20 protein-coding genes are annotated in these 22,623 nt (G+C 68.6%); 11 read left to right on the forward strand and 9 right to left on the reverse strand.

Annotation, left to right across the window (positions count from 1 at the left end; genetic code table 11):
• Nucleotides 1-58: 58 nt before the first annotated feature.
• The 3 genes from IEY21_RS11735 (at nucleotide 59) to IEY21_RS11745 (ending at nucleotide 4,324) form a co-directional block, all read left to right on the forward strand.
• Complete coding sequence (locus IEY21_RS11735) at nucleotides 59-1,237, forward strand: metallophosphoesterase family protein (RefSeq protein ID WP_188904530.1); 1,179 nt, start codon at nucleotides 59-61, stop codon at nucleotides 1,235-1,237.
• On the forward strand, nucleotides 1,234-3,969 hold the full coding sequence (locus IEY21_RS11740) for an AAA family ATPase (protein WP_188904531.1): 2,736 nt from the start codon (nucleotides 1,234-1,236) through the stop codon (nucleotides 3,967-3,969). The genes IEY21_RS11735 and IEY21_RS11740 overlap by 4 nt, the downstream gene beginning before the upstream one ends.
• Before the next feature lie 193 nt (nucleotides 3,970-4,162).
• Nucleotides 4,163-4,324, forward strand: coding sequence for a hypothetical protein (locus IEY21_RS11745; RefSeq protein WP_188904532.1), 162 nt, complete (start codon nucleotides 4,163-4,165; stop codon nucleotides 4,322-4,324).
• 16 nt (nucleotides 4,325-4,340) lie between these two features.
• Here IEY21_RS11745 and IEY21_RS11750 read toward each other — a convergent pair whose 3' ends face one another.
• The gene (locus IEY21_RS11750; RefSeq protein WP_188904533.1) at nucleotides 4,341-5,378 is read right to left on the reverse strand and encodes a PIN/TRAM domain-containing protein; all 1,038 of its coding nucleotides are present in this window, start codon (nucleotides 5,376-5,378) and stop codon (nucleotides 4,341-4,343) included.
• Nucleotides 5,379-5,556: 178 nt separating this feature from the next.
• Between IEY21_RS11750 and IEY21_RS11755 the strand changes: the two genes are divergently transcribed.
• Nucleotides 5,557-5,982: a GNAT family N-acetyltransferase gene (locus IEY21_RS11755; protein WP_188904534.1), complete on the forward strand. Its 426-nt coding sequence runs from the start codon at nucleotides 5,557-5,559 to the stop codon at nucleotides 5,980-5,982.
• 13 nt (nucleotides 5,983-5,995) lie between these two features.
• Here the strand turns inward: IEY21_RS11755 and rnhA are convergent, their stop codons facing one another.
• Entirely contained in the window at nucleotides 5,996-6,550 is a 555-nt protein-coding gene (gene rnhA, locus IEY21_RS11760) for a ribonuclease HI (RefSeq protein ID WP_188904535.1), read from the reverse strand.
• A gap of 38 nt (nucleotides 6,551-6,588) precedes the next feature.
• On the opposite strand from rnhA, the gene IEY21_RS11765 reads away from it, so the two are divergent.
• From IEY21_RS11765 to IEY21_RS11775, 3 genes are all read left to right on the forward strand, one after another.
• On the forward strand, nucleotides 6,589-7,065 hold the full coding sequence (locus IEY21_RS11765; RefSeq protein ID WP_188904536.1) for a DUF4870 domain-containing protein: 477 nt from the start codon (nucleotides 6,589-6,591) through the stop codon (nucleotides 7,063-7,065).
• Between the two features lie 61 nt (nucleotides 7,066-7,126).
• The gene (locus tag IEY21_RS11770) at nucleotides 7,127-7,873 is read left to right on the forward strand and encodes a PIG-L deacetylase family protein (protein WP_188904537.1); all 747 of its coding nucleotides are present in this window, start codon (nucleotides 7,127-7,129) and stop codon (nucleotides 7,871-7,873) included.
• Nucleotides 7,874-7,946: 73 nt separating this feature from the next.
• Nucleotides 7,947-8,501, forward strand: coding sequence for an SRPBCC family protein (locus IEY21_RS11775; protein ID WP_188904538.1), 555 nt, complete (start codon nucleotides 7,947-7,949; stop codon nucleotides 8,499-8,501).
• A gap of 85 nt (nucleotides 8,502-8,586) precedes the next feature.
• Here the strand turns inward: IEY21_RS11775 and IEY21_RS11780 are convergent, their stop codons facing one another.
• A complete protein-coding gene (locus IEY21_RS11780; protein WP_188904539.1) occupies nucleotides 8,587-8,895 on the reverse strand; it encodes a hypothetical protein in 309 nt (102 codons plus the stop codon).
• Nucleotides 8,896-8,984: 89 nt separating this feature from the next.
• Between IEY21_RS11780 and IEY21_RS11785 the strand changes: the two genes are divergently transcribed.
• Nucleotides 8,985-9,803: a serine/threonine-protein kinase gene (locus IEY21_RS11785; RefSeq protein ID WP_188904540.1), complete on the forward strand. Its 819-nt coding sequence runs from the start codon at nucleotides 8,985-8,987 to the stop codon at nucleotides 9,801-9,803.
• Between the two features lie 7 nt (nucleotides 9,804-9,810).
• Here IEY21_RS11785 and topA read toward each other — a convergent pair whose 3' ends face one another.
• Nucleotides 9,811-12,696 carry a type I DNA topoisomerase gene (topA, locus tag IEY21_RS11790; protein WP_188904541.1) on the reverse strand — a complete coding sequence of 962 codons (2,886 nt, stop codon included), beginning with the start codon at nucleotides 12,694-12,696 and terminating at the stop codon, nucleotides 9,811-9,813.
• Nucleotides 12,697-12,877: 181 nt separating this feature from the next.
• Between topA and IEY21_RS11795 the strand changes: the two genes are divergently transcribed.
• Nucleotides 12,878-13,450, forward strand: a complete 573-nt coding sequence (locus IEY21_RS11795) for a YdcF family protein (protein WP_188904542.1) — start codon at nucleotides 12,878-12,880, stop codon at nucleotides 13,448-13,450.
• 69 nt (nucleotides 13,451-13,519) lie between these two features.
• On the forward strand, nucleotides 13,520-14,437 hold the full coding sequence (locus tag IEY21_RS11800) for an aldo/keto reductase (RefSeq protein WP_188904543.1): 918 nt from the start codon (nucleotides 13,520-13,522) through the stop codon (nucleotides 14,435-14,437).
• A gap of 100 nt (nucleotides 14,438-14,537) precedes the next feature.
• On the opposite strand, the gene murJ is transcribed toward IEY21_RS11800, so the two are convergent.
• Genes murJ through pgm form a run of 3 tightly spaced genes read right to left on the reverse strand, consistent with a single transcriptional unit; the run spans nucleotide 14,538 to nucleotide 18,299 of the window.
• Nucleotides 14,538-16,127 carry a murein biosynthesis integral membrane protein MurJ gene (gene murJ / locus IEY21_RS11805; RefSeq protein ID WP_229753062.1) on the reverse strand — a complete coding sequence of 530 codons (1,590 nt, stop codon included), beginning with the start codon at nucleotides 16,125-16,127 and terminating at the stop codon, nucleotides 14,538-14,540.
• Nucleotides 16,128-16,187: 60 nt separating this feature from the next.
• On the reverse strand, nucleotides 16,188-16,646 hold the full coding sequence (locus tag IEY21_RS11810; protein WP_229753063.1) for a hypothetical protein: 459 nt from the start codon (nucleotides 16,644-16,646) through the stop codon (nucleotides 16,188-16,190).
• Nucleotides 16,647-16,649: 3 nt separating this feature from the next.
• Complete coding sequence (gene pgm, locus IEY21_RS11815; protein ID WP_188904544.1) at nucleotides 16,650-18,299, reverse strand: phosphoglucomutase (alpha-D-glucose-1,6-bisphosphate-dependent); 1,650 nt, start codon at nucleotides 18,297-18,299, stop codon at nucleotides 16,650-16,652.
• A gap of 374 nt (nucleotides 18,300-18,673) precedes the next feature.
• On the opposite strand from pgm, the gene glpX reads away from it, so the two are divergent.
• Nucleotides 18,674-19,768 (forward strand): class II fructose-bisphosphatase, encoded by a 1,095-nt coding sequence (gene glpX / locus IEY21_RS11820; RefSeq protein ID WP_229753064.1) that lies wholly within the window; start codon nucleotides 18,674-18,676, stop codon nucleotides 19,766-19,768.
• Nucleotides 19,769-19,873: 105 nt separating this feature from the next.
• Here glpX and IEY21_RS11825 read toward each other — a convergent pair whose 3' ends face one another.
• Nucleotides 19,874-21,805 carry an MDR family MFS transporter gene (locus IEY21_RS11825; protein ID WP_188904545.1) on the reverse strand — a complete coding sequence of 644 codons (1,932 nt, stop codon included), beginning with the start codon at nucleotides 21,803-21,805 and terminating at the stop codon, nucleotides 19,874-19,876.
• Between the two features lie 16 nt (nucleotides 21,806-21,821).
• On the reverse strand, nucleotides 21,822-22,382 hold the full coding sequence (locus IEY21_RS11830) for a MarR family winged helix-turn-helix transcriptional regulator (protein WP_188904546.1): 561 nt from the start codon (nucleotides 22,380-22,382) through the stop codon (nucleotides 21,822-21,824).
• Between the last annotated feature and the right edge of the window lie 241 nt (nucleotides 22,383-22,623).

Here is a 22,623-nt window from a genome sequence, read left to right on the forward strand (position 1 = left end):
CCCCGCGGGGCTCCCACCCGGTTAGCCCAGAGCCCGCCTGCATGCTAAATTTTCCGCTATGCGCGTACTTCACACCGCTGATTTTCATGCGGGCCGCAACCTGCGGGGCTTTGACCGGACCCCCGAGGTCCACGACGCCCTGATCGAGATCGCTGGCCTGGCCCGCAGCGAACGCGCCGACGCCGTGCTGGTGTCCGGCGACCTGTTCGACACGGGCAACCCGTCGGCAGACGCCGAGGCCGCCGTGTTCGACTTTTTTCTGCGCCTGCGCGACGCCGGGATTCCGGGCATTGTGATCGCCGGCAACCACGACAGCGCCGCGCGGCTGGATTCGGTCACCGGGCTCCTGGGCTGGGTGGGCATTCAGGTGGTGGCCCAGCCCTCCTCCAACCCGGCGAACATGGTCCGGACCATCGAGACGCGCGGCGGCGAGACCCTGACGGTGGGCGCGCTGCCCCACCTGTCCGAACGGCGGCTGGTCAAGGCGGCGGACCTGATGGGCGGCGACACCGGCGTGTGGCGCCAGAAGTACCGCGAGGGCATGGGCTTTTTCCTGCGCCGGCTGGGCGAGGGCTTCCGGCCCGGCAGCGTGAACATGCTGATGGCCCACGCCACCCTGGACGGCGCGGTGCCCAGCGGCTCCGAGCGCACACTGCAGTTTGACCTGACCAACGCCTACACGCTCTCGGGGCTGCAACTGCCGCCCGGCGCGCAGTACGTGGCGCTGGGACACATCCACAAACCGCAGACGGTGTCTGACACGCCGCTGGCGTGCTATCCGGGCAGCGTCATCCAGCTGGATTTTGGCGAGAGCGGCGAGAAAAAACAGGTCAATCTGGTGGAGGTGGAGGCGGGTCGGCCCGCCCGCGTGCATGCCCTGCCCCTGACCAGCGGGCGGGAACTCAAGACCCTGCGCGTCGATCTGGACAACGTGGAGGCCCGGATCAAGGCCCTGAACGGTTTTGATGGCTTGCTGAAGGTGGTGGTGCGCGCTCCGGCCGGGACCGCCCTGCCGGGCCTGAAAGACCGCGTGCTCAAGCTGGCCCCCAACACCCTGGCCGTGGACCTGGACGCCCTGCAGGAGGACCTGAGTCTGCCCGAACTGCGCCGCGAGGGCCTGAGCCTGAGCCAGCTGTACGAGCAGTACTGGAACGAGCGCCGCGGCGAGCTGCCCGCCGACCTGCGGGCCGCCTTTCAGGAAGCGGACGAGGCAGCGCGCGCGGAGGAGGTGGCGTGAGGCCGCTGCGCCTGGAAGTTCAGGGCTTTACCGCCTTCCGGCAGTTCACCGAGCTGGATTTTTCCGATCTGGAGCTGTTCGCCCTGGTCGGGCCGACCGGCAGCGGCAAATCCAGCCTGCTCGACGCCATGACCTTTGCGCTGTACGGACAGACCGACCGCCTGGGGGCCTCCGGACTGGACGCGCTGATCTCGCAGGGCGAGCGCGGCCTGAGCGTGGGGCTGACCTTCGAGGTCGGCGACGTGACGTACCGCGCCTCGCGGACCAAGGGCCGCCGGCAGGCCGAAAACGAGGTGCGTTTCGAGCGCCGGGACGCCGACGGCCGCTGGACCAACCTCAGCGACGGCGGCATCAAGGGCGTCAACGAGCGCATCCGCGGCGTGCTGGGCCTGGATTTCGACAACTTCAAGCACAGCGTGATGCTGCCGCAGGGCAAGTTCGCCGCGCTGCTTCAGGGCAAGGGCAAGGACCGGCAGAAACTGCTCGGCGAGCTGACCGGCCTGGACCACGTGGCGGCCATGCAGCGGGTGGCCGCCGACCGCGCCAAGGACCTCAAGCGGCAGGCCGACAGCCATCATGGAGTGCTGCACAGCGAATATACCGGCGTGAGCGCCGAGGCTGCCGCCGCCCTGCGTGCCGAGCGCGAGCATACCGACGCCGAGGCCGAGACCCTGCGCGACCGGCTGGAAACCCTGCAGGGGTCGCTGACCCACCTGCGCGAGCTGGAGAAGGTCTGGAAGGCGCACGCCGAGACTGGCCGCCGTCTGGACGCGCTGGACGCCCGCGCCGCCGGGGTGCGTGCGGGCGAGGCGCAGGCTGCGCGGGCGCGCCGGGTGGCCGGGGTGCTGCCGCTGCTCGACGCGGCGGAACGTGCCCGCATCGCCGCCGAGCGCGAACAGCGCGCCCTGGCCGGCGCGCTGCAGGCGGCCCAGGCCGCCGACCGCGCTGCCGACGCGGCCCAGACCACGCTGGACACCGCCCAGGCCGCCGAGGCCACCATTCCGGAGCTGGAGGCCCACGCTGAGCGGCTGCGCGAGGCCGAGGCCGACGCCGCCCGCCTCAAGCGCTCCGGAGGCACGCCCCAGATCACCCACCCGCATCCCCTGCCGTGGGACGAGGACGCCTTCCTGGTGGCGCGTGAGGCTGCCCACAAGGCCGACAAGAACCGCCAGGAGCGCGTTCAGATCGAGACCGAACGCACGGCCCTGGCGGCGGCGCTGGCCCGCTTCGTCGCCGAGGAAACGGCCCAGGCCCAGGAAACGGCGGAGCAGGTGCGGGTGGAGCGCGAGGGCAAGACGGCCAAGACCGAGCTGGAAGCCGCACAGAAAGTGCTGGAAGAGGCGCGGCAGGCCGCCGGACTGGCCTCGTACCGCGGACACCTGCATCTGGGGGAGGCCTGCCCGCTGTGCCTGCAGGCCGTACGTGTACTGCCCGACGCACCGGTGGCTGACCTGGGGGCCGCGCAGGACCGCGTCCAGGTTCTGGCCGCTGCGCTGGACGAGCGGCGCACACGCTTCGGTGATCTGCGCGCGGCCCTCAAGGCCCGTCAGAAGTGGCTGGACGAGAAGCGGGTCGAAAACCGCGACTGGCAGGCCGCCCTGGCCCAGCGCGAGGCCGATCTGCGCGCCGCCGAGGCGCTGGTCACCGGCGACCCCCAGACCGAGGCCGCCCGCCTGCTCGCCGGGCTGGCCGCGCGGGTCCGGGCGGCGGGTCCCGATCCGGCCGGCAAGCGCCGGAGCGTGCTGGGTGAGGTCGCCGATGTCCGCAGGCGCGTTCAGGAGGCGGCCAGCGCCCTGGCCCGCGCGGGCGGGGACCGGGCCGCCGCCCACGCCACCCTGAGCGCGGCGCGCCGGGCCACCGCCGACCGGGATGCCGAGGCGCACGAGACCCAGGCAGCCCTGGAGACAGCGCTGGCGGCCCTGGACCTGAACGCCGCGCAGGCCCGCGCCGCCGCGCTGCCCGAGGCCGACATCGCGGCGCTGGAAGAGGCCGCGCGCAGCTGGAGTGCCCAGCACGCACAGCTGCAAGAAGCCCTGGCCGAGTTGGGCCGGCAACTGGGAGCGGCTCCCTTCGATCCGGCGCAGCTCGCGCAGGCGGCACGCGACCTGACCGCCACCGACGCCGCGCTCGCGGCGGCCCGGGAGCGCGCGGGCCGCCTCGCCGAGCAGGAGCGGGCCACGCGCGAACGGCTGGTCCGCAAGGCCGAGCTGGAGGCGCAGGCCGCGGCGGCGTCGCGCACCTTCGATACCTGGCAGACCCTCAACACCTCGCTGAAGGCCAACGAGTTCCAGCAGTTCCTGCTCGCCGAGGTCGAAGCGCAGCTGCTCACCCGCGCGGGCCTGCTGCTGCACGAGATCAGCGACGGGCGCTACCGGCTGGCCCTGGCCGACGGCGATTACGTGGTGCAGGACCTGTGGAACGCGGGGGAAGTGCGCGGGGTCCGGACCCTGTCGGGCGGCGAGACCTTTCTGGCCTCGCTGTCGCTGGCGATTGCCCTGAGCGACTATCTCGCGGGCAACAAGATCCTGGGCGCGCTGTTTCTGGATGAGGGCTTCGGCACGCTCGACCCCCAGGCCCTGGAGGCGGTGGCGGGCGCGCTGGAAAGCCTGCGCACCCAAGGCCGCATGGTCGGAATCGTCACGCACGTCGAGAGCCTGTCCGAGCGGCTGCCCAGCCGCCTGCTCGTGACCAAGAGCGTGGCGGGCAGCAGCGTGCACCGGCTGGACCTGTAACCGCACAGAAAGCCAGTGGTCTTGAGCCGTCATTGAGGGCGAGGGGTTGTGTAAGCGGGCTGGCCGATTCACTGCTCCGGGCCGCGCACCCTGGAACGCATGACCCCGGAACGCATGCCCACAGACCGGGTGCCGTACCAGACGACTGCTTCCACGCACGGTGGCCGCGCCTGGCGGTGTCGTCGGCCTGAGCATGAACGGCGACGCCCACGACCTACCCCCTGCGCTGGACATCGTCCTTCCCGGTCTGAACCGCGAGCGGGCGCAGCGTCTGGTGGACCGCGCCCGGACCATCTGCGCGGACACGCGGGCGCTGGGCACAACCACCATCGAGTACCGCCTGCACGACGCATAGGCGGCAGTCGCCCTGCCTACGCGGGAAGTTCTTTCTTCTCTTCCCGGTCCAGTCTGGCGAAGATCATGCGGCCCACGTTGGTCTGTACGTTGTTCACCACGAGCACGCGGGCCGGTTTGCCCCGCAGCTTCAGACCGTCCTCAACGATCACCATGGTGCCGTCTTCCATGTATCCCACTCCCTGGCCCGACTGCTGGCCGCTCTTGGTAATGGTCACGGTGAGCTGGTCCCCGGCCTGAACCTGCGGGCGCAGCGCCACGGCGATCTCGTGGACGTTGAGAATCTCGATGTCGTGCAGGCGGGCGATCTTGCCCAGATTGCCGTCGTTCGTCACGATCTTGCCGCCGATCTCGCGGGCCAGCCGGATCAACTTGTCGTCCACGGTGTTCAGGGCGGGATCATCCCAGTCCTCGATGCGGATGGAGCGCAGCTCACGCAGCTCTTCCAGCAAGGCCAGCCCGCGCTTTCCGCGCGTGCGCTTCTTGGTGTCCGGGCTGTCCGAGAGGGTCTGCAACTCGCGCAGGATGAAGGCGGGCACGACCAGTTCTCCCTCCAGAAATCCCGCGCGCACCAGTTCCAGAATGCGGCCGTCGATAATCACGTTGCTGTCCAGCAGCTTGCTGCCGCTGCGCCGGCGCACCTGTGGAAAGGCCAGCAGCCCAAACGCCTCTGCGTGGCCCACCGCAAAATGCACGAAGAAGGCGCCCAGCACCGCCGTGACCAGCAGGCTGAGCCACCACGTGTAGAAGGGCAGGTCCTGAAACAGGCTGTTGAGCAGCACGCTCAGAAGCAGGGCCACGATCAGCCCGAAGGTGGCGGCGGCGACCGCCCGCGGCGACAGGCTGGCATACCACTGCGAGAAGCGGGCCACGCCGCCGGTCAACAGTTTCTCGGCACGCGGCGCGAACAGCAACGCGCTCAGGGCGCCCGCCAGCATCAGGCTGAGGGTATTGACCCGCCCGAGTTCATCGGCCTGCGCCGACGCCAGCGCGCCCCCGGCCAGCCACCCGACCAGCAATCCCAGCAAAATCACGAACAGACGAACGGCCAGCACAACCCTCAGTGTACCCGCTTCATTCAGGAACAGAGAGAGGACTGTGGGAATTCAGACTGGAGTGGGGGCCGTGCCCGGCACCCGGCAGGCCCCCACTCGGCGCGGCGAGGCCGGAAAGGATGTCGGGCCTCGGCGTATGCCGCTATCCCCGTGGGCGGTCCCACTGAATACTGAGCAGGTGCTGATTCATACAGAACCGACTCCAGCCACCGAGGAACTGCTGACCCGCGCCATGTTCCCCGATCCGGTACGGATTGCCCGTGCGCTGGCAACCTACCGCACCGCAGAAGACCGCAGGATCTTTGCCTGGAAAACCGGCGGAGAGGTCGTGAGCGCGGCGGGCCTACACGTCGGTCACGGCGAGGCAGAGGTGCTGCACGTCGGCACGCGCCCTGATATGGAGGGTCAGGGCTACGGGCGCGCCCTGCTGCACGCCGTGCTGATCCGGTTGCAACTGAACCGGATGACGGCAGAAACCGACGACGACGCAGTGGACTTCTACCGCCGCAGCGGTTTTGGAGTTGTGGAGACGCAGGACCGGGGGGGACGCCGCAGGTACCTGTGCACGCTCACGCCGGGAAAGGCAGACCAGCCCTGTTGCTGACCGCCCATATCCCTCACTTCACCCGCAGCTTCTTGCGCTCCTGCACGGCCAGTTCGTCCACCCGCTCGTTCTCGCCGTGTCCGGCGTGGCCCTTGACCCATACGAAGGTCAGGGCGTGGGTGCGGGCCTGATCAATCAGCGCTTCCCACAGGTCCTGATTCTTGACCGGCTCGCCGCCCGAGGTCTTCCAGCCGTTGCGCTGCCACTTGAGAATCCAGCCGTCGGTAAACGCCTTGCGCAGGTACTGGCTGTCGGTGATCACGCGCACCTGACACGGCCGCTTGAGGGTCCGCAGACCCTCGAGTAGGCCGCGCAGTTCCATGCGGTTGTTGGTGGTGCCTTCCTCGTTGCCGCTCAGGACCAGTTCGCGCTCGCCGTAGCGCAGGATGGAGGCCCAGCCGCCGTGTCCCGCCGCCGTGTCACACGCGCCGTCACTGAACAGTTCGATGACCTCGCCGGTGATGGGCTGATCCGGCTGGATGCCCGCCTTTAGGGGCAGCAGGTCACGCGCCCGGTCCTGGGCCTTGCGGGCCGCCGTACGGGGAAAGGAAGAACGGGGTCGCGTCACCACGGAACTGTAGGCAGGCGGGGCGCGTAGTGTCAACCATGAGTGTTCCCGGCCCCACCCGTCTGCCGCCCACCCTTCCCGAGGCGGACCGCAGCGGCGCCCTGCTGATTCACCTGTCGCCACTGGCCGGTTTTCTGCTGCCCACCCTGGGCAATGTGCTCGGCCCCCTGATCGCGTGGCTGGCCCTGCGCGACCGCAGCCGCGCCCTGGACGACCAGGGCAAGGAGGCGCTGAATTTCCAGCTCAGCATGTGGCTGTATGGGGTGATCATCGGCGTGCTCGTCTTTGTTCTGTTCAGCCTGGGCATCGTGGGGGGTGCGGTGGGCGCGGCGGCAGGCAGTGTGGACGCGGGCGCCTTCGTGTTCCTGGGCTCGCTGGCCGCCTTCGTCGTGTTCTTCGTGCCCCTGCTGCTGCTGCTGAGCATCGTGCCCTTTATCTTCATGATCGTCGCCGTGGTGCGGGTCAGCGCCGGCCAGCTGTACCGTTACCCGCTGAGCATCCGCTTCGTACGCTGAAAGCTCCGCGCCCCTGGGTCCGGCCTCCCCTTTTTCTGCCGGCTCCCCTATGCTGTGCGCCATGCGAATCATGGCTGTTTTTGCCCACCCGGATGACGAGATCGGTTGCGCCGGCACGCTCGCCAAGCACGCGGCGCGCGGCGACGAGGTCATGCTGGTATGGACCACGCTGGGCGAACTCGCCAGCCAATTCGGGGACGCCTCCCACGAGGAGGTCACGCGGGTGCGCCGCGAGCACGGAGCGTGGGTGGCCGGGAAGATCGGTGCGCAGCACCACTTCTTCGACATGGGCGACAGCCGCATGACCGGTGGCCGCGAGGAGGCGCTGCAACTCGCGCGACTGTACGCCACCTTCCGGCCCAACGCCGTGATCACCTGGAGCGACGACCACCCCCATCCCGACCACCGCATGACCGCCAAGATCGCCTTCGACGCCATCACGCTCGCGCGCATTCCCAAGATCGTGAACGAGGACCGGCCCATGCCCCCGGCCCCGGACCTCAGCGGTGACGAGGCCATAGAAAGCGGCGAGGACGTCGGGCGGCTCGAGGCGTGGCGCGAACCGGTGCGCTTTTACCAGTACCACGCCCCGGCGAGCCCGTATCCCGAGGTCTTCGTGAACATCGAAGACACCCTGGACACCGCCGCCGCCGTGATGTCCTACTACCACGACTTCTACAAGTGGGCCTGGACCCAGGACCAGTTCCGCGAGGGCCGCGCCGCCGCCGGACGGTTGGGGGGCGTGAAGTATGCCGAGCGCTTCAACCTGCGCTCCTCGCACCCGCGGGCGCGCGATTACCTGGACTGAACCCCCGGCACACCCGTCTGTGGGAACAGCGGGCGGCGTATCCCGCCCGCGCCGCGCTACAGTGGCTGCCAATATGTCCGAGTCCATCAGCATCAAGCAGACCATCGTGGTCAGGTCCCGTCCGGACGTGTTGTACCGGCTGGCCCTGGAGCCCCGGCGGCGCGTCAAGTGGGACCCCAATCTCGTCAAGGCCGAATACGAGGGCGGCGAGGGCCGCCTGAGCAACACGGCCCTGGTCCGGTTCAAGTTTGCCCGCAAGCTGCTGGGGCTGAGCTTCACGGCCCGCTACGGCCAGCTGCAGCCCCCCCAGCGCGGCGGCTGGGAAAGTGTGCGCCACGTCGGCCCGCTGGAGAAGCTCACGCAGGGCTGGCAGTTCAAGCCGATGCCCGGCGGCACGGAGGTCACCCTCACCGTCAACGGCCGGGTCCGGTACAAGTGGGTCCGGATGCCGGTCGAGCGCATGCTGAACAACCTCGTGGTGACCACGCTGATCGAGTTGCAGCGCACCGTGGATGCCCAGGGCGCCCAGCTGATGGCCGACATGGGCCGCGAGATGCAGCAAAAGCAGAAGGAACAGGCCAAGGCCGAGAAGGAAGCGGCCCGGGCCAGCAAACGCCGCAAGAAATAGATTTCAGGACCATTCGGGGTGGGGAGCGCGGACCCGGTTGGCGGCCCCATCCCCCCTTCCCGGTCGCCACCAGTGGCTCAGGCGGCTACCCAGCGTCGGGGGTGAGCAGCAGCACGCTGCCCTCTCGGGTGCCAAACGCCGTCCAGGCCTCGTCGGTCCGCACACGGTGGCCCTCGCCGGAGCGCAGGCGCACAAAGTTGTTCAGCGGCAGGTCCACGATCACCTCGCCGCCCAGGCAGATCAACCAGCCGGTCACGGCCGGCCCGGTCAGGGTGCCGGCCAGGGCCACGATCTGCACGTGTCCGCCGGGCAGGCGCACCCACTCGCCGGGCGTGGCCTGCGCCAGCCGGGGCAGGTGCAGGGATTGGGGAGCTTCGGATCGGGTGACCGGCATAGGAACGGTTCCCGTCATATCACGGACGACCGCGCACGGTCACGCGGCGTAAAGAAACGCACCGTGCAGGCCGCTACACTCCTGGGGCCATGCCTGCCCCCACGACCATTCCGGCTCTGCTGACCACCCTGGGCACCGTCTTTCAGGTGTTCGATGAGCGCACGCAGGACTCGGGCAATGTCTCTTACGGCCTTCAGACCCCGGGCGGCGAGCGGCTGTTCGTGAAGACCGCGGGGCGTTCCCAGCCCAGTCCGGGCAGCACCCCGTACGCTGAGCGCGTGGCGACCCTGCGCCGCACCGCCGTGTTGCAACAGGAACTCGCGCACCCGGCCCTCATTCCGGTGCTTCGGGTGTTTGAGGGCGCGGACGGAATCGCCGTGATCCAGCCGTGGTTCGGCGGTGAACTGCTGCGCGCCCCGGCGCAGCGGCGGAACCATCCCGCCGAGGCGCACGCCCGCTTCCGGCAGCGGCCCCTGCCCGAAATTCTGCACGCACTGGACAGCGTCATTGACCTGCACACGGAGCTGGCCCGGCAGAACTGGGTGGCCGGCGACTTCTACGACGGCTGCCTGATGTATGACTTCCGCGCGCGGCAGATCCGGTTCATGGATCTGGAGTGCTACCGGCGCGGCCCGTACCGCAACACCGTGGGTCGGCTGCCCGGCTCGACACGCTTCATGGCCCCCGAGGAGTTCCGGCTCGGGGCCGTCATCGACCACCGGACCACCGTGTTCAACCTGGGCCGCCTGCTGGCGGTCTTCACCGACTGGCACCCCCACCCGCCCCGGCTGGCGCAGCTGATCGGGAGCGCGACCCACCCCGACCCCGAAAGCCACCCGGATTCCCCGGTGGCCTTTCAGGCGATGTGGCGGGACGCCGTTCGGGAAGTTCCCGAGGAGCAGGGCTGACTGGGGCTTACTCCCCGCGCGCCGCCTGATTGAGCTTCTTGCTCGCCTGCAGGGCCATTCCCTTGGCCTTCTTGATGTCCAGCCCCAGTTCGGGGGCCACGTCATCCACCTTGCGTCCCTGCTCACGGGTGGCCGTGACCAGCTGCCGCTCCTGCGCCGACAGCACGCCCAGGTGGGACTTGAGCTGTTCCCAGGTAAAGGTGGGCTTGGCCGGGGCCGCCGCCTTGCCCGGGGCCTTCTTCGCGGTGGCCTTCGGGGCAGCCGTCTTCTTCGCAGGCGCCTTTCTGGCCGGAGTGGCCGCCTTCTTCGCGCCCGCTCTAGCAGGCGTGGCCTTCTTGCCCGCCTTGCCCTTGGGCTCCTTGCCGCGTTCTTCCAGAATCTCCAGGGCACGCTCGGCGTTCAGGGTGCCCTCGGACTCTCCCTTGCGCAGGGTGGCGTTGCGCGCGCCGTCGGTGAGATACGGGCCGAAACGTCCGGACTTCAGGACGATGTCGGGTCGGCCCTCGTATTTATAGGTGCTCAGCGGCGGCGCGGGCGTGCGGCCGCGTCCAAAGCGCGGCTGCATGAACAGCGCCTCGGCCTGGGCCAGCGTGACGGTGAACAGCTCCTCATGGCCCGTCAGACTGCGGCTGTCCCCGCCGCGCTTGAGGTACGGACCGTACTTGCCGTTCATGGCCCAGACCTCCTCGCCCTCGGAGGTGCCCACCAGCCGGGGCAGGCTCAGCAGTTTCAGGGCGCGGGGCAGGCTCAGGGTGGCAAGGTCATCGGTCGGAAACAGACTGGCCGTGCGGATCGGCGGATTCTCCGCGCCCAGCGTGACGTAGGGGCCATAGCGTCCGGCGCGGGCCACCACCGGGTGACCGGTGGCCTCATCGGTCCCCAGGGTGCGGTCCCCGCTGGGACGGCTCATGATCTCCTCGGCCTTTTCCGCCGTCAGCTCATCGGGCGCGAGGTCCTCGGGCAGGTTGGCCTTGTCCTCGCCGCGCTGCATGTACGGTCCGTAACGGCCCACGCGCACCTCGATGCCGCTGCCCTCCAGCCGGGGCACGGCGATGGTGGCGATGCCGCGCGCGTCAATCTCGCCCATCTGGCGGTCAATGAGTGGCCGCAGGGCCATGCCCTCGCCGTTTTCTCCCAGGTAAAAGCGGCGCAGGTACGGCACGCGCTGGGCCCGGCCCCCCGCGATGTCGTCCAGATCCTCTTCCATGCGGGCGGTGAAGTCGTAGTCCACCAGATTGCCGAAGTGGTGTTCCAGCAGCGCCGAAGTGGCAAAGGCCGTCCAGCTGGGCACCAGGGCTTGACCCTTCTTGGTCGCGTAGCCGCGGTCCTGAATGGTGCCCAGGATGCTCGCGTAGGTGCTGGGGCGGCCAATGCCCGCACCTTCCAGCGACTGCACGAGGGACGCCTCGGTGTAGCGGGCGGGCGGCTGGGTCTCGTGGCCCTCGGGCTTGACGCCCTCGGCAATAACGCGCTGGCCTTCTTTCAGGGGCGGCAGCGGCGTTTCCCGGTCTTCCAGTGCGGCGCTCGGGTCATCGCTGCCCTCCACGTAGGCGCGCAGGAAGCCGGGAAAGTCGATGGTGCGGCCCGAGGCACTCAGGCCCACCTCTTCCCCAGCGGTCGCCCGACCGTTCAGGCGCACGCGCAGGCTGCGGCCGCGCGCATCGGCCATCTGGCACGCCACGGTGCGCTTCCAGATCAGGTCATACAGACGCCACTCGTCGCCGCCGAGTTCGGCGCGCAGGCTGTCCGGCGTGCGGAAGCTGCTGCCCGCCGGACGAATGGCCTCGTGCGCTTCCTGGGCGTTCTTGGCCTTCTTGGCATACACGCGCGGCTGCGGCGAGAGATAGGGCTGCCCGTACATGCCCTGCACCTGGGTGCGCGCGGCGTTCACGGCCTCGGCCGAGAGATTGGTGCTGTCGGTGCGCATGTAGGTGATGTATCCGCCCTCGTACAGCCGCTGGGCGGCGCGCATCGTCCGCGTGGCCGCGAAGCCCAGCTTGCGGCTGCCCTCCTGCTGCAGGGTCGAGGTGATGAACGGGGGGTAGGGCCGCTGCGTGAAGGGCTTTTCCTCGGCGCTCGTCACGGTCAGCGCCTGCCCGGTCAGGCCGTCGGCCAGGGCGCGGGCCTCGGCTTCGGTCAACACGCGCACGTTCGCGCCGTCCCTGAGCTTGCCCGTCAGCGGATCGAAATCGCGGCCCGCCGCCAGCTTCTGCCCCGCCACATCGGTCAGGCGGGCCGGGAAGGTGGCGTTCTCGGCAGTCTGGGCCGTGACGAGCAGATCCCACCACGTTCCGCTGACAAAACGCATGCGCTCGCGCTCGCGCTCCACGAGCATGCGGGTGGCCACGCTCTGCACCCGGCCCGCGCTGAGCCTGGGGGCCACCTTCTTCCACAGCACCGGGCTGACCTCGTAGCCGTACAGCCGATCCAGCGCGCGCCGGGTCTCCTGCGCCTCTACCAAGTTGGTGTCGATCTGGCGCGGGGAGGCGATGGCCGCCTGGATCGCTTCTTTGGTGATCTCGTGGAAGACCATGCGCTTGACCGGCACCTTGGGCCTGAGTTCCTGATACAGGTGCCACGCGATGCTCTCGCCCTCGCGGTCATCGTCGGTCGCCAGAATGATCTCGTCGGCGTCCGCCGCCATCTTGCGCAGCTTGGCGACGTGCTGGCGTTTTTCCGGCGAGACCACGTACAGCGGCTCGAAATCCTGCTCCACGTTCAGGCCCAGACGCGCCCACGCCTGACCCTTGTACTTCTCGGGGATGTCCGAGGCACTCTTGGGCAGGTCCCGAATGTGCCCGATGGACGACTCCACGGCGTACCCTTTTCCCAGGTACTTCTCGATGGTGCGGGCCTTGGCGGGCGATTCGACGATCACGAGGGTCTTAGACATAATGGTTGGGGAACATCAAAGGGTACTCCTGCATACCGCCATACGAGGCGCGGAAAGTTAGGCCCGAGGGTAGCACGCCCCTCCGCCGGGCTTCGGGAGGAAATATCCAGTCGGGGACCGGACGCAGGCCGTGGGCAAGAGGCCTGCCTTGCCGTTTTCTTCATGCTACGCTGGCCCGCATATGCGCCCCCGGGGAGCCACGCTGTCTGTTCTGCCACTGGCGGTCATGGCGCTGCTGGCGGTGGGCTTTCTGGCGCTGCCCAGCTTCAAGGTGCCCAACGCGGCGCGGCCGCACCCGACCCTGGTGGTGCTGGGAGCGGCGCAGTACGCGGGCAGACCCAGCCCGGCCTTTCAGCGGCGGCTGGACCACGCCCTGTCGCTGTTCGAGGCGGGCGGTGTGGGCCGCATCGTGGTCACGGGCGGGCGGCGGCCCGGCGATCCCTTCAGCGAGGGCGAGGTCGGGGCCGCCTACCTGAGGCACCGCGGCGTGCCGGCGTCGGCGCTGCTCGCCGAATCCCGCAGCCGCACCACCGTGGAGAACCTGCGTTACGCACGCACCTATCTGTCGCCCCACACGCCCGTCACGCTGGTCACCGACGAGGCCCACGCGCCGCGCGCCCTGGCCCTGGCCCGCGCCCTGGGCCTGCAGGCCAATGTCAGCGCCAGTGCGCTGAGCACCGGGGTCAGCCGCAGTTATCTGCTGCGCGAGAAAGTCGCGCTGGTGGCCTACGCGCTGATCGGCCTGCGGCTGTAGAGCACGCCCTGGCAAAGTTCAGACCGGGCCTGAACCTCCCCCGGCGATTTCCGCGTCACAATAGACCTTGTGAGAACCCAGAACCTAGGAAGCAGCACCCTGCAGGTGCCGGTGGTGGCCGTGGGCTGCATGAGAATCGACTCGCTGGACGCCGCCGCCGCGCAGCGCTTCGTGGGAACGGCGCTGGAGCACGGTGCCCATTTCTTCGACCACGCCGACATCTACGGCGGCGGCCGCTGCGAGGAACTCTTCGCCGACGCCATCGGCATGAGCAGCAGCGTGCGCGAGAAGATCCTGCTGCAGTCCAAGTGCGGCATCCGCCAGGGCATGTTCGACTTTTCCAAGGAACACATTCTGGCCTCGGTAGACGGTATCCTGAAGCGGCTGCGTACCGACTATCTGGACGTGCTGCTGCTGCACCGCCCCGACGCCCTGGTGGAACCCGAGGAGGTGGCTGCCGCCTTCGACCAGCTGGAAAGCGAGGGCAAGGTGCGGCACTTCGGCGTGTCCAACCAGCACCCGCGCCAGATCGAGCTGCTCAAGAAGGCCGTGCGGCAGCCGCTGATCGCCAATCAGCTGCAGCTGAGCATCACCAACGCCAACATGATCACCCAGGGCTTCAACGTGAACATGGAAAACGACGAGGCGGTGAACCGCGACGGGGGCATTCTGGATTACTGCCGCCTGCACGACATCACCATCCAGCCGTGGTCGCCCTTTCAGTTCGGCTTCTTCGAGGGCGTGTTCCTGGACAATCCCAAGTTCCCCGAGCTGAATGCGAAGATTGACGAGGTGGCCGCTCAACACGGCGTGAGCAACACGACCATCGCGATTGCGTGGCTGCTGCGTCACCCGGCGCACATGCAGCCGGTCACCGGAACCACCAACACCGAGCGCCTCAAGGACTGCATCCGGGCCAGTGAGGTCACGCTGAGCCGCGAGGAATGGTACTCCATCCTGCTCGCGGCGGGCAACACGCTGCCCTGATCCCAGATGCCTCCGCTGTCCCTCCCCCGGAGAGGGTCGGTAGGAACCAATTCAAACGCCCCCTTCCAGTGGAAGGGGGCGAAAACCTGTCGGGGCGGTCCTAACGGCGCAGCCGCCGCAGAAGGCCGTTCACCTCGGGCAGACGCAGGGCCAGTGCGCCGGCCAGATAGGCAGCCAGTCCCACACCCCCGGCCACCGCCAGACCGATCACGCCGGGCACGATGTAGCCGGGTGCGGGCATGACCCGCGACACCAGCCACCCGAGCAGACCCGCGACCACCGAGAGTGGCACCACCCGCGTGAGGTGCTGCGCGATCTCGCGGCCCGGGAAGCCCAGCGCACGGCGGTAGAGCCACGCGAGCACCCCGGCCATCAGCACCCCGCTGATCGCCGTGCTGACTCCAAACCCCAGCAGCCCGAGCGAGGGCACGAGCAGGCGGTACAGCCCGACCTCCAGCACAAAGCCCACGGCGCTGACGGTCACGGCCTCCATCGTCCGTTCGCGGGCGTAGAAGGTCCGCAGCAGCAGCGTCACGATGGCCCAGGGAACCAGGGCCAGTGCCCAGCCGGTCAGGATCTGACTGGCTGCCAGAAAGCGCGGCACGTCATACCCGCGCGTGATGTTGATGACGCTGACCGCATACGGCGCGAGCGCCACGAGCAGCGCACTCATGGGCGCGGCCAGAAAGGTGGTCGTGCGGATACCCTGCACGGTCAGCGCCCGGAAGGCAGGCCAGTCGCGCGCGGCGGCGTGCTCGGAGAAGCGCGGAAACAGGGCCAGGGCTGGCGACACCACGAACAGGCCGTTGACGGTGGTAAACAGCGTCTCGGCGTAGAAGTAGCCGGACTGGGTGCCCGGCTGAAAGCGCCCCGCGTCGCTGAGCATGCGCGTCACGTACAGGTTCAGAAACTGCCGCGCCCCGGCGGTCAGGGTAAAGGGAGCCATCTGCCGCAGCACCCGCCCCAGCGCCGTGTGGCCGCGCAGCGCCGGCGTGGGCAGCAGGCCAAAGCGGTTCAGGGCCGGCAGCTGCACCGCGAGCTGCGCCACCCCGCCGATCAGCCAGCCAAAAGCCAGCCAGGTGGCCGTATTGGGCAGGATCAGCAGCGCCGCGATGCTCGCGAGGTTGAAGGCCACCGGCGCGAAGCTGCTCTCGCGGAAATGCTCGTCGGCGTTCAGCAGGCCCATGGCGATGCTCGACAGGCTGATCAGCATCAGAAAGGGCATCACGAGCTGCGTCATGTACACCGCGACGGCGCGGTCCACGTTGGAGTTCCCCGCGATCAACAGGTCCACCACCCACGGCGCGGCCAGGATGCCCACTGCCATCAGCAGCAGGTTCACTGCGATCAGCACGCCGCTGAACGTCTGCGCCAGCCGGCGCCGCTCGGCCGTGTCCAGCGACTTGTACACCGGAATGAAGGAATTGACCAGCGCGCCCTCGGCAAGCAGTTCGCGCAGCAGGTTGGGCACCTTGACGGCCACGATAAAGGCGTCCAGCAGCGTGTTGCCGAACACCCCCATGACCTGGGTGCGCACGATGCCCGACAGCCGTGACCCCAGCGTGCCCGCCATGACGATAATGGTGTTGGCCCGCAACGACCGGCGCCCCCCGGAGGGCACGGGAGCGGGAGTGGCGGGGCCTTTGCTGGACTGCTGGGGCGGATCGGGCGCGGCGGGCGGAACGGTCACGCGGTCAACTGTAGAGGATCGGGCGGGCGGGCGGCGAAAGCGGCGGCCTCCGGTCCCCGTTCAGGGCCTTTCCGCTTCCTCCACCGCTCCGTCGGCCGTGACCCGCAGCCGCGCCGCTCCGAAGGTCACGTTCAGTGTCAGACCCCGCAGGTACTCCTGCAGGTGCCCGGGCACCTCGGCCACCGTGAACGGCGTGCGCGGCGCGGCCACCAGGCGGTACACGCCGGGCTCCTGCGGCACCTGATCGTACACGTACGCTCCGCGGCGCTGCGGCGGGGTGAGGTGTTCGTCGAAGCCCCCCGCCGGGGCATGGGGCGGCTCGGTCTCGGGCCGGGTATCGATCCAGACGTGCAGGGCTTCCAGAAGTTCCTCGGAGGCCAGGGCCGCGTCGGGCACTGTGTCGTCTCCCGCCGCCATGAACTGGGCAACATGTCCGCGCGCGTCGGCGGCGAACCAGTCGAACTCCACGCCGCGCAGTTCCTCGCGGGTGATCACCGTATGGGCCACGTCCTGCGTCACCTTTTACTGCCCTCCCACCTGCTGGCCCCCCAGCGCGTCCGAGACCACATCGCGGGCCTCGGCCATCACCTGTTTCAGATGGTCCTGCCCCTTGAAGCTCTCGGCATAGATCTTGTACACATCCTCGGTTCCGCTGGGCCGGGCGGCAAACCATGCCTCGGCAGTGGTCACCTTCAGGCCGCCGATGGGCGCGTCGTTGCCGGGCGCTCGGGTCAGGCGGGCGGTGATGGGATCACCCGCCAGCGTCTTCGCCTTCACGTCGTCGGGCGAGAGGGTGCTCAGGATCTTCTTCTGTGCGGGCGTGGCCGGAGCGTCCTGGCGGTCGTAGGCGGTCTCACCGTAGCGCTCCGTGAGTTCGGCAAAGCGCTGGCTGGGGGTCTTGCCGGTTTTCGCGGTCATCTCGGCGGCGAGCAAGCCCGGAATCAGGCCGTCTTTGTCGGTGCTCCAGGCCTGCCCGTTCAGGCGCAGAAAGGACGCCCCGGCGGACTCCTCGCCGCCAAAGCCCAGATTGCCGCTCAGCAGACCGTCCACGAAGTACTTGAAGCCCACCGGCACCTCCACCAGCCGGCGGCCCAGGCCGTTTGCCACCCGGTCGATCAAGGCGCTGGACACCAGCGTCTTGCCCACGCCCGCGTCCGCGCGCCAGCCGGGGCGGTGCTGGAACAGGTAATCGATCATCACGGCGAGGTAATGGTTGGGGTTCATCAGGCCGTCTTTGGTCACGATGCCGTGGCGGTCGGCGTCCGGGTCGTTGCCCACGGCCACGTCGAAGTCATCCTTGAGGCGCAGCAGCCCCGCCATCGCGTAGGGGCTGGAGCAGTCCATGCGAATCTTGCCGTCACGGTCCACGCTCATGAAGGCGAAGCGGGGGTCCACCGTCCGGTTCACGATCTCGAAGTTCAGGCCGTACTCGGCGACGATCGCCTCCCACACCGGCAGGCTGGCCCCGCCGAGGGGATCAATGCCCACATGCAGGCCACTGTGCTTGATGGCGTCCAGATCGATCACCTCGGGCAGCTGGCGCACATAGGGGGTGATGAAATCGAACTCCTCCAGGGCCCCCATCGCGTCTTCCAGCGACACCCGGTTCACGTCGCGCAGCTCCTCCTGCAAAATGGCGTTGGCGCGGGCCTGCACCGCTCCGGTGATGTCGGTATCGGCGGGCCCGCCGCTGGGCGGGTTGTACTTGAAGCCGCCGTCCTGCGGGGGATTGTGGCTGGGCGTGATCACGATGCCGTCGGCGGTGCCCCCCTGGCCGGCGCGGTTGTGTTCCAGAATCGCGTGGCTGATCAGCGGCGTGGGCGTGAGCACGCCCGGCTGCACGCACACCCGCACGCCGTTGGCGGTGAGCACCTGCAGGGCCGTGATCCACGCGGGTTCAGACAGCGCGTGCGAATCCAGGCCCATGAACAGCGGCCCGGTGATGCCGGCTGCGGCGCGGTGCTCGGCCACCGCCTGCGCCACCGCCAGGATGTGCGCCTCGTTGAAGGTGCCGTTCATGCTCGTCCCGCGGTGGCCACTGGTGCCAAAAGAAACGCGCTGCAGCGGGTCGCCCACATCCGGGCGCGTCTCGTAGTAGTGCGCCACCAGCCGCGGGATGTTCGTCAGCAAGCTCTGAGGGGCAGTCTTACCGGCCAGTTCGCTGAGGGTCATACCGGCAGTCTAACGGGGGACCTGAGGGGCGCCGGGTTGCATGAACGGAGTGCAGAGGCCGGGCCTGCGAAGTGCGTGACGGAATCCCCCCGGGGCGACTGCTACGCTGGGGGCATATGCGCGAGTTCCTCAACGACTGGTGGCGGCTGATCAAACTGATCGCCGGCTCGCTGGCCATTCCGGTGATCCTGTGGGGTCTGCTGGTGTGGGCCGGCGTTCTGAAATAGCGGCACTTTTCAAATAGCGGCGCCTTGCCGGATCATTCCGGCCGGGCCGCACCGACCTGTGCGGCTGCCGGGACCAACCAGCGGGCGTTTCATGCTGGAAGCGGTCCCAGGCGCATGTTTGCCGGGCGGGCATGTTAGCTTCACCCCATGACCTCCAAGCGGCAGTCCAGCGATCAGGCCAGTGACACCCCGGCCCACCCCACTCCAGCCCCCGGCAGCGAGAACGGCGCGGCCCGGCCCGGCCCGGCGAAGGGCACCTCAGGCAAGACGGTGCAGAGCTTCGAGCACGCACTGGTGCTGGAAACAGCCCGCGTGACCGAGGGCGCGGCGCTGGCCGCGAGCAAGTTCATGGGCCTGGGCGACAAGATCGCCGTGGACGGCGCGGGCACCGAGGCCATGCGCAGCCTGCTGAACTCGCTGGACATCCGGGGCACGGTGGTGATCGGCGAGGGCGAGATGGATGAGGCTCCCATGCTGTACATCGGCGAGCAGGTGGGCAACGGCCAGTATGAGGTGGACATCGCCGTGGACCCGGTGGAGGGCACCGAGGTCACGGCCAAGGGCCTGCCCAATGGCCTGGCGGTGATCGCCCTCTCGGAGCGCGGCGGCCTGATGCACGCGCCCGACTGCTACATGGAAAAACTGATCGTGCCGCCCCCCGCCGCCGGCCGGGTCAACCTCGACTGGCCGGTGGAGGCCAACCTGAACGTGCTTGCCCAGAGCCTGGACCGCGATGTGGACGACCTGATGATCACCATCCTGGACCGCGAGCGCCACGCCGACCTGATCCGGCGGGTGCGGGCCACGGGAGCGCGCGTCAAGCTGATCGGCGACGGCGACGTGGTGGCCGGGATCGCCGTGGGCGTGCGCGGCACCGGCGTTCACGCGCTGATGGGTTCGGGCGGCGCCCCCGAGGGCGTGCTGAGCGCAGCGGCCTGCAAGTGCCTGGGCGCCGAGATCCAGGGCCGGTTCCTGGCCGAGGACGACGCCATGCGCGAGCGCTTCGCCAAGATGGGCGTGGACGAGAAACGCATCTACAAGACCGCTGACCTTGCGCCCGGCAAGCAGATGGTCTTTTCCGCCACCGGCATCACCTACGGCGAGATTCTGGACGGCGTGCGGCGCTTTGGCGGCGGGGCCCGCACCCACACGCTGGTGATGGGCTATGCCACGCGGGTCGTGCGCTTCATCGACAGCATCCACCTGGAAGACGACACGGCGCGCGTGACCATCCGGGTCTGAAGGCAGCCCCGCAACACAGAACCAACTTGCCCGCCCCATCAGGTCAAAGTGACCTCGGGGCGGGCAAGTTGTGCGGCCTTGAATCGGCTGCAGGAGGAAGCGGCTTCAGCCCTCCATGGAGGCCAGACCGCCGCGTTGCTCGCCGCTCTTCTCGCCGCCCTGCCCCTCGCCCTTGCGGGGCAGACGCAGATTGGGCATCGGGAGGGTGGAGAGCAGCGCGAGCAGCGCCACAAAGATGCTGATCAGGTAGATGCGGCTGATGGTGTTGGCAAAGGCCACCTTGACGGCCCGGCCCGACAGGTCATAGGCCTTTCTGGCCGTGGCCAGGGCGTCTGCCTGGGCGGTATCCAGCTGCCTCCGGACCTGGTCGAGCACGCCGGCGCGGCCCTGCTCGGTCTGAAGGGCGGCGGGCGGAATCTGTGCCAGGCCGGTTCTCAGGCCCTCGGGCAGGGCAGGGTCTGTCATGAGCCGGCTGAGGTTGCCGCTCTGGACCGCCGTCTCCACGCTGCCGAAGGTCCGGGCGAAGCCGGCCGTGATCTGGGACTGGATGCTGGCGAAGGTGGGCGCCGACTGACCCTGGCCGCTGCTGGCCGTGGCGGCTTGCCGGGCGGTGTCCTCCAGCTGGGCCACCACGGCGGGCGGCTGCCCGGCCTCGGCGGCGCGCAGCTGCGCGGGAATCTGGGTGGCGAGCGAGCTGGTCAGCACGGCCCCGAACACGGCGGTTCCGATGGTGCTGCCCATCTGCTGGAAAAACTGCCCCGCGCTGGTCGCCACGCCGATCTCCCAGCGGTGAACGGCGTTCTGAATCGCGAGGTTGAACAGCGGCAGGGCCGGACCGATGCCCAGGCCCAGAATCACCATGTACAGGATGACCGTGCTGTAGGCGGTGTCCGCGTTCAGGGTAGAGAGCAGGTAGAAGCCGCCCATCATCAGCGCCAGGCCGATCAAAATCAGGTTCTTGTAGTAGCCCAGGCGTGAGGCGAGCTGTCCGCTCAGGACCGAGCCGGCGATCAGACCCATGGTGAGCGGAATGGTGGCGGTGCCGGCCTTGGTGGCGCTGACGCCCTGCACGTTCACCAGATACAGGCTCAGGAACAGGATGGCCCCCAGGAAGGCCGCGCCGATAAAGAAGCGGGCCAGCACGCCCCACGCGAAGGTGGGGTTCTTGAACAGGGTCAGGGGCAGAATCGGGCTTTCGTGGCGGGACTCGACGAATAGAAACGCGATCAGCGAGGCGGCCGCGCCCGCGAACAGGGCCAGGACCGTGGGGTTGGTCCAGCCGTAGGCGGCCTCGGCCCCAAAGGTCAGGGCCAGCAGCAGCGGCACCGAGAAGGTGATCACGAGCACCGCGCCGATGTAGTCGATCTTGGGCTTCAGGCCGCTGGCGAGCTGGGGCATCTTGCTGAAGATGAAGGCCAGCGCCACGAGGCCGATGGGCAGGTTGACGTAAAAGACCCAGCGCCACGACACGTTGTCGGTGAGGAAGCCGCCGAGCAGCGGGCCAATAACGCTGCTCAGGCCGAACACGGCCCCGAACAGGCCCTGATACCGGCCGCGCTCGGCGGGCGCAAAGATGTCGGCAATGATGGCAAACGCCACCGAGGTCAGCGCCGCCGCCCCCAGCCCCTGCAGGCCGCGGAACACGATCAGCTGCATCATGCCGCCGCCGAACAGGTTGCCGAACCACGGCTCTCCGGCCATGCCGCACAGCGCCGAGCCGATCAGGAACACCACGATGCCGAACATCAGGATGGGTTTGCGGCCGTAGATGTCCGAGAGTTTGCCGTAGATGGGCACCATGGCGGTGCTGGCGAGCAGGTAGGCGGTGGTCACCCAGGCATACAGATTCAGGCCTTCAAGGTCCGCCACGATGCGCGGCAGCGAGGTCGCCACGATGGTCTGGTCCAGGGCCGCCAGAAACAGGCCGAGCAGGGTGCCGATCAGAATCAGAATCTTGGTGCTGTGTGGCAGGACCTCGGCGTAGTTGATGCGGTCTTCAGGGCGGGGACCGCCCACGGGCGGTGCGTTCTGGGTCATACGTCTTCTCCTGGGTTCAGGCACTCTTGCGGGCCGGGGGATCGTCGTGGGGCGCGGGACCGTCGTGGAACACAGGAGGGCAGGAATCGGGCTTTGCCTGCCGGACCTCGGCCAGCAGGGCGTTGATGGCGTCCTCCGCGCGGCCCAGGGTCTCGGGGGCAACCCGCCCGAACACCTCGCTGTACGCGCCCATCATGGTTTTTTCCTTGATGCTCAGAAACTGCTGGCCCTTGTCGCTCAGGGCGAGCAGCTTCTCGCGGCGGTCGTCGGGGTTCTCGCGCCGTTCCATGAGCCTGCGCCGCACCAGTTCCTGAATCAGCTGGCTGGTGGCGGGCAGGCTGACGCCCAGGTGTTCGGCCAGCGCCGTCACGCTGATGGGCGCGAAGGCGCGCACCTTGTACATGGCGGTCATCTGGGTAAAGCTCACGTCCTCGCCCTGCAGTTCGCTCTGAAGCGCGCCCATGATGCGGTCGGACACCAGCCGGTGAAGCTGCTGCATACACACGGTCAGGCGTTCGGCGGCGTCTCCTGCCGGCGTGGCGGGGCCAGAAGCTTGTGGAGGGTCAAGGCTGCTCACAGGATCACCATTATGCTTAAGATCCTGAAACCATTTGGAATACCAGACAGTTATATGACCCACATGATTAAGGAGACGGACCTAGGCCATCTCGCTTACCGGGGGTGAGGAGGCCATGGGGCGTGCCCTTCCCCGGACCCGCAAGCGAGACCGGACGCTTAGAGCCCGTTTTGGAATTTCACGCCTCTCTGGGCGAGCAAATACCATGAGGAATGGCCTCTCAGACGTATGGTTCTGATCT

Source organism: Deinococcus aerophilus (genome assembly GCF_014647075.1).
Lineage (GTDB): Bacteria > Deinococcota > Deinococci > Deinococcales > Deinococcaceae > Deinococcus > Deinococcus aerophilus.

Coding starts and splice junctions, on each gene's coding strand:
- IEY21_RS11745 (WP_188904532.1), top strand. CDS start 4,163: ATGAACGGCGACGCCCACGACCTACCCCCTGCGCTGGACATCGTCCTT.
- IEY21_RS11795 (WP_188904542.1), top strand. CDS start 12,878: ATGCGCCCCCGGGGAGCCACGCTGTCTGTTCTGCCACTGGCGGTCATG.
- topA (WP_188904541.1), bottom strand. CDS start 12,696: ATGTCTAAGACCCTCGTGATCGTCGAATCGCCCGCCAAGGCCCGCACC.
- IEY21_RS11770 (WP_188904537.1), top strand. CDS start 7,127: ATGCGAATCATGGCTGTTTTTGCCCACCCGGATGACGAGATCGGTTGC.
- glpX (WP_229753064.1), top strand. CDS start 18,674: ATGACCTCCAAGCGGCAGTCCAGCGATCAGGCCAGTGACACCCCGGCC.
- IEY21_RS11765 (WP_188904536.1), top strand. CDS start 6,589: ATGAGTGTTCCCGGCCCCACCCGTCTGCCGCCCACCCTTCCCGAGGCG.
- IEY21_RS11780 (WP_188904539.1), bottom strand. CDS start 8,895: ATGCCGGTCACCCGATCCGAAGCTCCCCAATCCCTGCACCTGCCCCGG.
- IEY21_RS11775 (WP_188904538.1), top strand. CDS start 7,947: ATGTCCGAGTCCATCAGCATCAAGCAGACCATCGTGGTCAGGTCCCGT.
- IEY21_RS11785 (WP_188904540.1), top strand. CDS start 8,985: ATGCCTGCCCCCACGACCATTCCGGCTCTGCTGACCACCCTGGGCACC.
- IEY21_RS11735 (WP_188904530.1), top strand. CDS start 59: ATGCGCGTACTTCACACCGCTGATTTTCATGCGGGCCGCAACCTGCGG.
- pgm (WP_188904544.1), bottom strand. CDS start 18,299: ATGACCCTCAGCGAACTGGCCGGTAAGACTGCCCCTCAGAGCTTGCTG.
- IEY21_RS11825 (WP_188904545.1), bottom strand. CDS start 21,805: ATGACCCAGAACGCACCGCCCGTGGGCGGTCCCCGCCCTGAAGACCGC.